The sequence below is a fragment of the Paraglaciecola arctica genome, from assembly GCF_018861065.1.
In the GTDB taxonomy this organism is placed as follows: domain Bacteria; phylum Pseudomonadota; class Gammaproteobacteria; order Enterobacterales; family Alteromonadaceae; genus Paraglaciecola; species Paraglaciecola arctica_B.
The window spans coordinates 2085-14662 of record NZ_JAHKQO010000012.1 but is presented as its reverse complement, the minus strand read 5'-3'; the positions used below and the strand labels follow the sequence as shown (position 1 = coordinate 14662).

Here is a 12578-nt window from a genome sequence, read left to right as displayed (position 1 = left end):
TACCCTAAAATAAAAACTATCCTAAGTGTAGATGATTAAACTTGAATACCATCGTCTCTGACCACTTTGATTGAACTTGAATACCATCATCTCTGACCCCTTTGATTTGTCTCTGACCCCTTTGATTTACGTAACCTTTCTGCGTAGCAGTAAACACCTCTTGATAGGGCCTTAGGTCAACGCAATAGTCGCCTTTCGCGCGCATCGTCAGCCCGTCATTAAAAGGAAGAGAAAGCAAGTTGGGAGGCTTATTTTGAGCACAACGAAATAGACATAACACGCAAAGCGCTAAGAAAGACAATGGTGTCGTCTAGCAATCTTGCTCCTAGCGCAGCGCTTGCAGGCCAAGGCGTGATGCTAACGTCTGATATTATAATTGGGCAATACTTAAAATCGGGGCAACTCGTGGTGCCCGCTGACAACCCTCACCCCATCCGCTGGAAATCTCACTTTGTTTACCTGAAAAACTCGTCCAAACAAAAGCGTATAGCACACTTTTGCGATTGGCTTACAAAGAGAATGGCGGAACAAGAAGCACAGCAAAATGAGAAAGTTGAATAATTAGCTAATAAAGAGCCCAAGTGAGAGCGAATGATCGCTTTCTCATTGTGTCAATTTATTCCGATATTCAGAAGGACTTATTACATGCCATCGGCGAAAGGCTTTTCGAAATGCAGCAGAGTCGTTGTAGCCCAGTATGTGAGCAATTGAATCAATTGACAAATTGCTGTCTTGCAAATGATTAACGGCAAGCTTAGATAAAATTTCCTCGGTTACTTCACGATATGTTGTATTTTCTACTTTCAAACGGCGACTCAAAGTTCGCTTGGATATAAATAATCGTTGGGCAACTTGCGCTTCTGTCAGACTCCCAATAGGACTTGAAAGAAGAATATGCTGCACTTGGTCTACCGTGGATGTGGTATTTTTAGGTAGCCGATTTAATAGCTGCTGGCACTGTCGTTGTGAATGAATATGAAACTCAGGGTTACCAGAAACATTATGAGTGTAAATCAGTTTCTTAGGAATTTTAAAGACATTAGCAGTTTGCGAGAAATATACTGGTGAGTAGATATGCTTACGATAGCTTGGGTAATAGTCTGGCTTATTATGTTTCAGTTGAATAACGCCCTCGGTAAACGCCCTCCCGAGTACAGCACCTACAATAGCTTGAATAATAAAAGCGAAGCATTCCTGCAGCATTCTCTGAACATAGTAATCGAGCTCTATATTGAACTCGCAGATACACAAAAGCCAATTTTCCTCATATTCAATCTCTATGCGCCCAAATGGAATTCGAATGGGCAAGTATTCAGAAAATGCTTTAATTGCTGAATGTAAATCCGGGCTGCTGGTTACCAAAAAACCGAGTGGACCATGAATCGATGGATGCAATTGGCTCGCAAAATGTAACCCAATATCGTCGTTACCACTTATCGATCGCGCATTTTCTAAAACCCTCATTTGTTGCTCAATTGTTATAAAATTCTCTTCAGGATTGATGAGTACACTATTGCTTAACGATGTACCTCGTAGCAGGCTACTCAAGTTTCGTTCTTGCATACCCATCACTCGAGCAAGGACTCTCGTGTAAACAGTTGAAATTAGCCAATCTTTTTCTTTTTTAATCATTCCCCGATTTCAAACCATGCCTGAAGGGTTGTCAATAAATAACCTCAAAGGTGACGGTTTTAGACCCTAAATAGTCCACATTTAACCCCCTATTGTCTCCTAATAACCGATTTCAAGCGCGCCTTTGAAGCTAAAGTTGTTAAAAACAAGTAAAGGATATTAACATGAAAAATAAGCTGATAATTGTGCTTTTATCGTTCGTTTCGCTAACTAGTAATGCCAACGAAAAAGGCGATGTTGTTTTTAGGGTGGGTGTGGTAACGGTCGATCCCACATCGGCTTCTAGTGACAACATTGCCATCCCTGTCCCTGATTTACCGAGTTCAAATGTAAGTTCAATGTCGAAAGACTCGGTATTTGGTGGCGCGCTATCTTATATGCTAACCGATAGCATCGGCATAGAAGGGCTTTTTTCCTTACCCATAGAAGCAGACATAAAAGTTTCGGGCGGTATTCCACTTGTTACTGGCTCTGATAGCTTTGGCACCGTCGACTATCTACCTTCTATGGTTCTACTGAAATACTATCCGCTTTCAAATGGATCTCAATTTCAACCCTATATTGCAGCGGGTATTAATTACACATTTTTCTTTAATGAGCGGACCAGTGAAGCCATCAATAGCAGCGCTACAGGCACATCTAACGTAAGCGTTGATAATAACTTTGGTTACGTCGCGAAAATGGGGTTGGACTATCAAGTTAATGACAAATGGCTTCTTAGTGCCTCCTATATATTTGTGAATTTAAAGTCGGATGCATCAGTATCAACTGCCAATATTGGTGACATCCAGATCAACAATATTGATGTCGACTTCAACGCGTTCCTCTTCGCCATCGGCACGACGTTCTGAGTTCAACACTTAATTAAAGGTAAACCCTTAAGTTTCACAACCCAGGATTTTGAGCGAGTAACTATACGATGAACAAAAGCAAAATTAATATGCACGCAGCGGTAGCCTATGAAGGTGTCGAAGACTTTCAATATGAAACACTAACCATGGAAGCCCCCCAAGATAATGAAGTTTTAGTCAAAATTTTTGGCGTAGGATTGTGTCATACGGACCTACTCGGAAAGAACGGCATGATCCCCTACCCATTTCCCGCCGTTTTTGGGCACGAAGGGGCCGGTATTGTGGAACAAGTTGGAAAGTCTGTTAAAAAAGTTAAACCAGGTGACGCTGTGGTTTTATCGTTTCGTTCCTGTAGCTATTGTGACAGGTGCGAAGATGCTGAACCAGCCTACTGCCGAAACCTTCTAGAGCTCAATTTTACTGGTCGAAGGGAAGATGGAAGTAGTGCGCTATCGAATGACAAAGGCCCAGTTTCTTCTAACTTCTTTGGCCAATCATCTTTCGCAACTCATGCCATGTGTTATGAGTCAAATATTGTAAAAGTAGATAACAATTTACCACTTCAAATAATGGGAGCATTAGGCTGCGGCATTCAAACAGGCGTAGGCGCGGTAACGCGATCGTTAGCGGTATCAAAAGGCTCTTCAATACTCATAACCGGCGGAGGTACCGTGGGGTTGAGCGCAGTAATGGGAGCGGCGCTAGCAGAATGTGAAACCGTTATATTGGTAGAGCCTAACGCCGACCGCCGCGAGCTTGCGGCCTCATTCGGAGCCACCTTGTGTATAGATCCCAACAAAGTAGAGAACGTGAGTGCTCATATACGCAGCCAATTTCCTCTCGGCGTTGACTATGCAATAGACGCCACTGGTATTCCCGCTGTACAGCAGTCAGCGTTTGAATGCTTGGGCTCAAAAGGCACGTTGGGGTTAGTTGGCGTAACACCTCCGGGGGTTTCTCCACCAGGTAGTATTTTTGAAATGATAAACGCTGGTATTACTATCAAAGGCATCATGGAAGGGGATAGCGAGCCTGACACCTTTATTCCCGAACTAATAGAGTACTTTAAAGCCGGCCTTTTACCCTTCGACAAGATGGTCTCCACCTACAAGTTATGTGATATCAATCAAGCGGTTACCGACCAGCATAATGGCCATGCTATCAAAGCCATTTTAATTCCTTAAGCCCTATAGAGTACTATTATGTGTGAACACGATTTTTTTATGACAATAAATGGTAACGCTGTACAAGGAGAAGGTAGCTACTTAGTTAAGAATCCTGCTACGGGTAGAGCGTTTGCCAAAGCGCCTAACTGCGACCAGCAAACATTAACACTTGCCGCTGAATCCGCGAAAGAGGCTTTTACGCGTTGGCGAGAAGTCCCTTACCAACAGCGGCAAGCACAAATTGTTGCTTTTGCCGACGCTATTGCTAGTGAAGTCGATGTCCTAGCGCCACTATTAACCCAAGAGCAGGGAAAGGTATTAGCTGCGGCAAAAGAAGATATCCTTGCAGGCGTGTGGTGGCTAACTGAAACAGCGAAATTAGCCCTACCAACCACGATAAATGAAGATTCTGAAGAACGTTTGGTGGTTACACACCATGTGCCTGTAGGGGTAGTCGCGGCGCTCGTTCCTTGGAACTTCCCTATTATGCTTGCCATGGTTAAAGTGGCACCCGCCTTACTTGCGGGCAATACGCTTGTATTAAAGCCGGCCCCTAGTACGCCCCTCACCACGCTGAAAATTGGTGAAATCGCACAGAAAATTTTTCCACCCGGCGTACTTAACGTTGTCTCTGGCGACGATAGACTTGGTCCTTGGATGACTGAACTTCCATTATTCGACAAAATTAGCTTCACTGGCTCTAGCCAAACAGGTCGCAAAGTTATGGAAAGCGCAGCTGGCACACTAAAAAAAGTGACCTTAGAGCTTGGTGGAAACGATGCATGTATTGTTATGCCTGGCGTTAACTTGGATACATTAGTTCCAAGCCTATTCTGGGGCGCTTTTACTAACTCAGGTCAGGTGTGTATCGCAAGTAAACGCCTATATATACATCACAATATTTACGATCAATTACTGCAAGCATTTGTTACGTATGCCAAAACGATTGTAATAGGAAATGGCTTAGACGAAGCTTCTCAACTGGGCCCTATCCAAAATGAAATTCAGCTTGAACGTATTAAAAATCTAGTCGAGGACTGTGAAGAACAAGGCTTCAACTTTGCCTATAAAGGCGAAAAACTAAATAGAGATGGGTATTTTCACCCACTTTGTATTGTAGATAACCCGCCAGAGTTTTCACGAATTGTGCAAGAAGAACAGTTTGGTCCCATTCTCCCATTACTCAAATTTCATAGCATAGATGAAGTCGTAGCCCGCGTTAACAATAGCGAATATGGGCTAGGCGCTTCAGTTTGGTCTGGCGACGTGGAAGAAGCTAACGCTATCGCTAGTCGCTTAGATGTAGGTAGTGTGTGGGTAAATGAAGTTCAGCATTTATCGCCGCATGCTAGTTTTGGCGGACATAAGCAGTCTGGTGTAGGGCAAGAAGGGAGCGTTTTTGGCTTACTTGAATTCACCGTACCAAAAACTACCTATACCGCCAAATTGTCATCGGTGCTGTAGCTAAAGAGTAAAAGTGAGAACAACCTATGTTAAATGAAAAACAGCGTACATTACTTATTCTCAATGGCATTGGTGTCCTAAGTGCGGGTGTATTTTTAGCCGGCTGGCTATATTTCATTATGCTATTGGAAGGAATCAGGCTATTTCCCATTGTTGAATTCATTATGGTTGAAGTGCCGGGCGATCGAAGAGCATGGAATATGGCTCACATGGAAGGGATTACGAATAGTTTATTGTTGTTTGCAACGGCGGCAATGGCTCCCTATATAAAGCTGGGAAAGAGGAATACCACCCTACTTTTTTGGACCTCAATAATCTACGCCTGGTTGTTTACCCTACCCGCCATTGCAAACGCGTATTTCGAGACTCGGGGCCTTGCTTATGGCGGGAGTCCATTCGAATCAAGCTTAGCCAACGACATTATTTTTCTGTTTGGCTGGCCATCATTTGCATCAGTACATATTGCAATTCCTTTACTCGGTTTTGGCGTCTGGAATCATTTCAAAGATATAAAGATGAGGAAGTAAATCATGAATAGCGTAACTGAAACTTGCGAGGCTGAGGAAACATTGTCAGCTCGCCCCGAGATTGCCGCTAGAAAAATAGCGTTTGGGCTGCAAAGCAATATTAAACCTATCTGGAATCCCAGCAAACCCGAGTGGAGTCATATGGTTAATGGTGCTTCTTTGACCATGCCTTATTTAGAGCCTTTTCTAAATAATACGATGAGAGAGGGAATGAAACTTATCGACAAAGATAATGAAAAACTACTTAGCGATGTAAAAGGCTTTATTTCCCAAGAAGCGCAACATTATCAGCATCACAGAAAATATAACGAAATGATCAAAGGTAGTGGCTATAAAAACTTAAGCCAAGTAGAAGACAAGATGACTTTAGACTACGAGAAAATGAAGTCGAAGAGCTTACAGTGGAGACTGGCCTATACTGCTGGCTTTGAAACCATGACTATGGGTATTACCGACTGGTTAGTAAACCAACGACAGTTTCTATTTGGTGGTGCAGACCCAAAGGTCGCTTCGTTTATCTTATGGCATTTTGTGGAAGAAACTGAACACAAGAATGTTGCAATAGATCTTTATAAGCACTTGTATGGAAATGAGTACTTCGCGCGAATTAGAGGGCTATTTGGGGCTTCATTTCATATTGCGATGTTATCGCGCCAAGGCTATATGCGTATGCTCAAGACAGACGGACGTTGGAATAAATGGAGGAGCAGACTAACCCTATGGAAAATGGTCGGTCAATTTTTTCTTAATATTGCTCCTGCAATGTTACGCGCGTTGCTTCCTAATTATCACCCCTCAAAAGTTAAAGATCCCGAATGGGTAAACCAGTGGGTAGACGCTTACTCAAAACTAGAAGAGGGAGAAATCCCGATTTTGGACACTAGCGATCCTGAAATTTCTCCATTATTTAACCAAATATAAAAGATGAAGACATGTTTGATAGCAATGTAGACATTCCTAGTAACACCAATGGCAGCCTAGATAGTGCGCCTATTAACCCAGACACGATTTGCCAATTACTTAGTGAACTGGCACAAAGAAAGTCGAATTCTCCAGCCATGTACTTTGAAAACAAAGTATGGACTTATAAAGAATTAGAAACGCAAAGTAAGCAAACCGCTCATACGCTTTTAAGCAAAAATGTCCAACCTGGCGACAAGATTGCTTGGTTAGCACAAAATGTTGCCGACTTCTGGATCGCGCTATTTGCGGCATCACAAATTGGCGCAGTTATTACCCCGATTAACTGGCGCTTATCACCTATCGAAATAAGTCAAATTCTTGTCGATGCAAATGCCTCTATACTAATTGGAGAAGCGCAGTTTATTGACTCTTTGTGCCTCAAAAAAAATCTGAATATAGAAACAATATACCTGGATCCCCAGCGCGAAAATAGTCTTCAACAATTGTGTTCAATCCAGCCATTCACCGATATTGAATTTAAACCCCATTTAGACGACCCAGTAGTGCAACTATACACAAGTGGCACTACTGGGTTACCTAAAGGCGTTGTATTAACAAATAAGTGTTTTAAAGAAGTTGCCGCATCACAGTTCACCATCGGCATCCTACAACCTAAATTTAACAATGAAATTATTCTGCATACTTTGCCACATTTTCATATTGCGGGGTTAACTCTTGGTCTTATTGGTTGGAAGCTGGGACTGCCACTAATGCAATATCGTCAGTTTGAACCTGAACGAATTCTAAAGCTGGCTCAAGAGCGTATTCCGCTTAACGGGTTCTTCGTGCCATCAATGATTATGATGCTGCTAAATTTAGCAAAAAAGAAGAACATTTCGTTAGAAAGCTTTGCAAGTGTTTCTTATGGCGCAGCCCCTATGCCTAGCGCCCTATTAGAAGAAGCTCTGCAAGCAATGCCTAACGCCAGCTTTTACCAGTTTTATGGGCTAACTGAGACAACTGGCGGAATAAGCGTATTAATGAGTGACGACCATCATCGAGTGGGTTCTCAACGATTATCCGCAGGCCTCCCTCTTCCTCATTGTGAAGTTAAAATCGTTAACCCCTATACCAATGAGCAACTAAGCACCGGGCAAGCTGGGGAAATTATTACAAAATCAAATTTTCTAATGCAAGGGTATTGGAACAATGCCAAGGCCACCAAAGACGCGATAAAAGATGGGTGGTTTAAAACTGGGGATATAGGCAAGTTTGATGATAATGGTTATTTGTATGTAATTGACCGAATTAAAGACATGATCATCTCCGGTGGGGAAAATATTTATCCCGCAGAAATAGAGAATATATTAGGCCAACACCCTGGTGTAATGGAAGTAGCGGTAGTAGGAATGCCCGACGATAAGTGGGGCGAAGCAGTGAGAGTAGTACTCGTCACTCGAGCTGGCGTTCAGCTTACAGAAGGTGATGTTATCCAGCATCTTACCGGGCGAATCTCACGTTTTAAAATGCCAAAGAAAATAGACTTCATAGACGCGCTTCCCCGTAACCCCGCTGGAAAAATATTGAAACGAGCAATTAGGGAGCAAATCTAAATGGGACAAGTGAAGAATAGCAATAAAGTTTGGCATTGTGATGCCTGTGGATTCACATACTCTGAAAAATTAGGCTTACCTGATGAAGGAATACCGGCGGGAACCGCTTGGGAGGACGTGCCAGAAGACTGGTATTGCCCTGACTGTGGCGTAGGAAAAGACGACTTTACGCTGATGGATGAAAGTGATTTATAACAGTTTTGAATAGGAATGCGTGAGATGGAAAGTATAGTAATAATTGGTGCTGGACACAGTGCTGTCGAAGCCGCCTTGACGCTCAGAAAGAAAGGTTGGGAACACGACATTTGTATTCTAAGTCAAGAATCAGCCTTACCCTACCAGCGGCCACAACTATCTAAAGGGTATATCGATGGCTCCGTACTAGAGGAAAAGTTAGCGTTAAAGCAAAGAGAGCTCTATAACAAAAACAACATTGAAATTAAGCTTGGTACCAAGGCTATTAAAATAAACCGCTCGCGTCGAATAATTGAGACAAGCAAAAACGAAAATATACCCTATTCACATTTGATTATTGCCACAGGCACTCGCCCACGTCCCCTTACAATTTCAGGGAGTCATTTGCTCGACGTTAACTATTTACGTTCGCTAGATGATGCCAAAAAGATTAAAAGCAAACTGGCCGCTGGCAGAAGATTACTCGTAATCGGAGCTGGATATATTGGTCTCGAACTAGCCGCATCTGCAACTAAATTGAACTGTAAAGTCACCGTTGTAGAAGCGGAGGAACGGGTTCTGGCTAGAGTGACAAGTGAAGTCGTTTCAACCTTTTATCAAAACTTACACCGAGCACATGGCGTAGAAATAAAACTGAACACGAATATTCAAACTATTCATAAAGTTAGCAGTGGTTTTGAGGCTATAATGTCAGATGCTACAACGATAGAATTTGATACCATAGTGGTAGGTATCGGTGTGCTTCCCAACACTCAGCTTGCCGAAGAAAGTGGTTTAGTTTGTAGCAACGGCATAGTGGTAAATGAGCGGGCACAAACCTCCGACCCGTTAATTTACGCGATTGGAGATTGTAGTAATCATCCCAATGAATTCTATCAAAAACAGATACGTTTAGAATCAATACCAAATGCACTTGAGCAAGCTAGGGTTGCCGCCGCCAATATCTGTGGATCACCCAGTAGCTACAACTCCATTCCTTGGTTTTGGTCCAATCAGTACAACGTGAAACTGCAAACCGTTGGCCTTTCTGAGGGTTACGAAGAAATTGTTGTAAGAGGCACGCCAGCAGACAATGTGTTTTGTGTATTTTATCTCAAAGATAAGAGACTTATTGCCATGGATGCAATCAATTCATCCGCGGATTTCCTCAAAGCGAAAACACACATACTAAACAAAAATACTATCACTACAGCACAGTTGACAGAGACCACCAAAGCTTGGTTTGAACCCGTTTAGGCCAGCAGAGTACATATATTTCTATATATGTACTCTCACGTGCCAGATGTTCAATTGCCCGATCTGTATTTTTCGACACATCGAAGAACGGTGTTTTAGGAAAGTTCCACCACTCAATTGCACCGGTGACAGAGTCTGCCATGTAAAAGGCTGTAGTTGAAAGTATGCTGTTGTATTAACGAAAAAACGGCGAAGCAGTATAGCGGCCCTGTTACCTATTACTTGCTCTAACTTGCTTAGGCGTCATACCAAACCAACGTTTACACGCTCTATTGAATGCACTTTGTTCTGAATAGCCAAGTAGCCCGCTAACTTGGCTTAGAGGTAACCCCGAGTGGGAAAGATAATGTATTGCCAAGGACTGACGCTCTTCATCTACGAGCACTTTAAAACTTGTGGACTCTTCAGATAATCGCCTTTGTAAAGTTCGAGGATGCATCGCCAGTTGAGTGGCTACCGTTATTTCGTTGCATTGCCCTGTGGGCATTAACTTGCTTATTAGCTCAGCAACCCTCACCGCTATGCTTGCTGTACCGGGTGCGAACTGCGACTCCAAAAATTCAGTCACTAGTAGAAGCGTGTCGGGATCTGCGGTATCTATTTTACGATGCGCCAGTGAAGATGAAAGTATAAACCCATTCCAGTTCTGTTCGAACTTTACCGTACAATCATAGGTTTCTCTGTAGCGTTCAATGGGAGCAAGTTGCTTATGCTTGAAACTAACACGTATTGCGTGCGCTCCTTCACCACCCAGTAATCTAATAATACGCGCGCCATTAGCCAAACTAAGTTCATAGGGCTGTCGTAGGTGGCCTTGGTTTTTGTCCAAAATATCAAATTGAAATCGATAAGCACCTTCACTATCTCTATCGAGCAACCCAAGACGTAATCCGGGACTATGCAAATAGAGGTACTTTGCAATTGCTTCAAATGCCTGTAATAGCGTGTCTGCATGACGGGCGATAACCGCAATAGGCCCTAACATGTTTAGTCCTTGCCATTGCGCAAGCCGCATACCGAAGTCTGAACAACCAAGTTCTTTAGACGTAAATTCAATGAGCAACAACAGTGAGCGAAGGGGAATGAAACCTTTATCGTCGTTCAATGTATCAATCGAAAGGTGATAACGAGATAAAAACACGCACGGATCGGCACCTAACTCTCGAACAAGCTCGTCATACCCCTGTAAATTGGCCGCCCTGACTAGACTCCCCATATAACCACTCTCATTTACTGATAGCTACTGTCACCTAATATCAAAAACATGTCGCTTAAAGACAATAAATCAATTCCACAAACTCGTAAAGTAGTTAAACAAAATATTAACAACCCCTTTGCTATTAAGTTACAAATCCCAAGGTGATAGAGACATGAAGCGCAATGAACAGAACAAAAAAAACTGTCGCGATATTCCACACTATGACGTATTAATAATAGGCGCTGGGTTATCAGGTATTGGGACTGCTTGCCATATCGCTAGCGCTTTCCCCGACAAGAGCATTGCTATTTTAGAGCGGCGGAAAACCCTGGGCGGCACGTGGGATCTCTTCAAATATCCAGGGATCCGTTCAGATTCCGACATGCTCACCTTCGGCTATAATTTTCGACCTTGGAATAAATTGCATACGTTGGCTGATGGCCCTGCAATAAAACAATATATTATTGATACTGCGGATGAGTTTGGCGTAAGGGACAGCATTCACTTTGGCATAAAAACCCAAAGTGCAAACTGGAGTAGCACAAACAAGCACTGGCACGTAACCGCGTATCATGAAGAGAGTGGCGAACAACAAGAATATACCTGTGGCTTTTTTATAAGTTGTGCGGGTTACTACAATCACGATGCTGGGTATTTACCCTCATTCCCTAATGAAGAACGCTTTCAAGGGCAGAAGATTCATCCTCAGCATTGGCCAAAGAACCTTAATTACAAAGACAAAAAGGTTGTCATCATAGGCAGTGGAGCAACGGCTGTTACGCTGATGCCTGCGATGGCCAACGAAACTGCCCATATCACTATAGTTCAACGCTCTCCTTCTTATATTTTCTCTGTGCCTTCAATAGACAAAATGACAGGTATGCTCCAACACGTCATTCCCAAAAAGTGGGCCTTTGGCATTGCTCGCAAACGAAATTTGATCGTACAAAGAAGTATCTATTTAGCCTGCCGCCGCTGGCCTAAACTGATGAGAAGTTTTCTTTTATCACGCGTTAAAAAGCTTGTGGGTCCCAACGTAGACATGCAGCACTTCACCCCTAAATATATGCCGTGGGATGAGCGCCTTTGTTCGGTACCCGATGCAGACTTATTTAATGCGTTGCGCGAAGGCAAGGCATCGATAGAAACCGGCCAAATAGCGTCTTTTGCTGAAAACGGCGTTATTATGAAGAACGGTAAAACATTGGAGGCTGACATAATTATTACCGCGACGGGCCTAAACCTTCTCACGTTAGGGGGTATAAAGGTTAGCATCGATAATCAGCCCACTGCATTTTCACAAAAAATGACCTACAAGAGTGTACTGGTTGAAAATATGCCTAACATGGCATGGATTTTTGGCTACGTGAACGCGTCATGGACATTGAAAGCGGATATTTCAGCCACTTATTTATGTAGACTATTTAACTACATGCAAAGCAACAGTTATGACGTCGTCATGCCAGAGGATCATGACAATAGCGCTCTAGACGACGGCATCATGGACTCACTGCAAGCCGGTTATGTACAAAGAGGAAAGCATCAATTACCTCGCCAAGGCACTAAGTACCCTTGGAAAGTCACTATGCACTATGGTCAGGACAGAAAAATGCTATTGGATGACCCCATCGAAGACAGCGCGCTAAAGTTTGTCAAAAAGGAAAGTATGCCTTCACCCCACTATTCGCCTAGCCCCGCAACTGTTGAAAATGCGTGACACTCTTAGCGCCTAAATATGCCCCTGAAAACTATAAAAGAACAAGAGCCCGTTAACGTTCAGTTCAGTTCAGTTC

Annotated in this window: 12 protein-coding genes; 10 read left to right on the top strand and 2 right to left on the bottom strand. The window is 43.1% G+C overall.

What is annotated here, in order from left to right; translation table 11 throughout:
• Positions 1 to 300: 300 nt before the first annotated feature.
• Entirely contained in the window at positions 301 to 561 is a 261-nt protein-coding gene (locus tag KO534_RS03995) for a LysR substrate-binding domain-containing protein (RefSeq protein ID WP_252731954.1), read from the top strand.
• 42 nt (positions 562 to 603) lie between these two features.
• Here KO534_RS03995 and KO534_RS03990 read toward each other — a convergent pair whose 3' ends face one another.
• A complete protein-coding gene (locus KO534_RS03990; RefSeq protein ID WP_215927501.1) occupies positions 604 to 1632 on the bottom strand; it encodes an AraC family transcriptional regulator in 1029 nt (342 codons plus the stop codon).
• A 185-nt stretch (positions 1633 to 1817) separates the two neighbouring features.
• Between KO534_RS03990 and KO534_RS03985 the strand changes: the two genes are divergently transcribed.
• From KO534_RS03985 to KO534_RS03950, 8 genes are all read left to right on the top strand, one after another.
• Entirely contained in the window at positions 1818 to 2483 is a 666-nt protein-coding gene (locus KO534_RS03985) for an OmpW/AlkL family protein (protein WP_215927499.1), read from the top strand.
• A 68-nt stretch (positions 2484 to 2551) separates the two neighbouring features.
• Positions 2552 to 3667 (top strand): NAD(P)-dependent alcohol dehydrogenase, encoded by a 1116-nt coding sequence (locus KO534_RS03980; protein WP_215927497.1) that lies wholly within the window; start codon positions 2552 to 2554, stop codon positions 3665 to 3667.
• An 18-nt stretch (positions 3668 to 3685) separates the two neighbouring features.
• On the top strand, positions 3686 to 5113 hold the full coding sequence (locus tag KO534_RS03975) for an aldehyde dehydrogenase family protein (protein WP_215927495.1): 1428 nt from the start codon (positions 3686 to 3688) through the stop codon (positions 5111 to 5113).
• A 26-nt stretch (positions 5114 to 5139) separates the two neighbouring features.
• Positions 5140 to 5640, top strand: a complete 501-nt coding sequence (locus tag KO534_RS03970; RefSeq protein ID WP_215927493.1) for a hypothetical protein — start codon at positions 5140 to 5142, stop codon at positions 5638 to 5640.
• Positions 5641 to 5643: 3 nt separating this feature from the next.
• Positions 5644 to 6561 carry a metal-dependent hydrolase gene (locus KO534_RS03965; RefSeq protein WP_215927491.1) on the top strand — a complete coding sequence of 306 codons (918 nt, stop codon included), beginning with the start codon at positions 5644 to 5646 and terminating at the stop codon, positions 6559 to 6561.
• Positions 6562 to 6572: 11 nt separating this feature from the next.
• On the top strand, positions 6573 to 8156 hold the full coding sequence (locus tag KO534_RS03960) for a long-chain-fatty-acid--CoA ligase (RefSeq protein ID WP_215927489.1): 1584 nt from the start codon (positions 6573 to 6575) through the stop codon (positions 8154 to 8156).
• Positions 8157 to 8351 carry a rubredoxin gene (locus KO534_RS03955; protein ID WP_215927487.1) on the top strand — a complete coding sequence of 65 codons (195 nt, stop codon included), beginning with the start codon at positions 8157 to 8159 and terminating at the stop codon, positions 8349 to 8351.
• Between the two features lie 24 nt (positions 8352 to 8375).
• The gene (locus KO534_RS03950; protein ID WP_215927485.1) at positions 8376 to 9587 is read left to right on the top strand and encodes an NAD(P)/FAD-dependent oxidoreductase; all 1212 of its coding nucleotides are present in this window, start codon (positions 8376 to 8378) and stop codon (positions 9585 to 9587) included.
• Between the two features lie 211 nt (positions 9588 to 9798).
• On the opposite strand, the gene KO534_RS03945 is transcribed toward KO534_RS03950, so the two are convergent.
• Entirely contained in the window at positions 9799 to 10803 is a 1005-nt protein-coding gene (locus KO534_RS03945) for an AraC family transcriptional regulator (protein WP_215927483.1), read from the bottom strand.
• A gap of 154 nt (positions 10804 to 10957) precedes the next feature.
• On the opposite strand from KO534_RS03945, the gene KO534_RS03940 reads away from it, so the two are divergent.
• On the top strand, positions 10958 to 12502 hold the full coding sequence (locus tag KO534_RS03940; protein WP_215927480.1) for a flavin-containing monooxygenase: 1545 nt from the start codon (positions 10958 to 10960) through the stop codon (positions 12500 to 12502).
• Positions 12503 to 12578: the final 76 nt, after the last annotated feature.

Coding starts and splice junctions, on each gene's coding strand:
- KO534_RS03995 (WP_252731954.1), top strand. CDS start 301: ATGGTGTCGTCTAGCAATCTTGCTCCTAGCGCAGCGCTTGCAGGCCAA.
- KO534_RS03990 (WP_215927501.1), bottom strand. CDS start 1,632: ATGATTAAAAAAGAAAAAGATTGGCTAATTTCAACTGTTTACACGAGA.
- KO534_RS03980 (WP_215927497.1), top strand. CDS start 2,552: ATGAACAAAAGCAAAATTAATATGCACGCAGCGGTAGCCTATGAAGGT.
- KO534_RS03975 (WP_215927495.1), top strand. CDS start 3,686: ATGTGTGAACACGATTTTTTTATGACAATAAATGGTAACGCTGTACAA.
- KO534_RS03970 (WP_215927493.1), top strand. CDS start 5,140: ATGTTAAATGAAAAACAGCGTACATTACTTATTCTCAATGGCATTGGT.
- KO534_RS03965 (WP_215927491.1), top strand. CDS start 5,644: ATGAATAGCGTAACTGAAACTTGCGAGGCTGAGGAAACATTGTCAGCT.
- KO534_RS03960 (WP_215927489.1), top strand. CDS start 6,573: ATGTTTGATAGCAATGTAGACATTCCTAGTAACACCAATGGCAGCCTA.
- KO534_RS03955 (WP_215927487.1), top strand. CDS start 8,157: ATGGGACAAGTGAAGAATAGCAATAAAGTTTGGCATTGTGATGCCTGT.
- KO534_RS03950 (WP_215927485.1), top strand. CDS start 8,376: ATGGAAAGTATAGTAATAATTGGTGCTGGACACAGTGCTGTCGAAGCC.
- KO534_RS03945 (WP_215927483.1), bottom strand. CDS start 10,803: ATGGGGAGTCTAGTCAGGGCGGCCAATTTACAGGGGTATGACGAGCTT.
- KO534_RS03940 (WP_215927480.1), top strand. CDS start 10,958: ATGAAGCGCAATGAACAGAACAAAAAAAACTGTCGCGATATTCCACAC.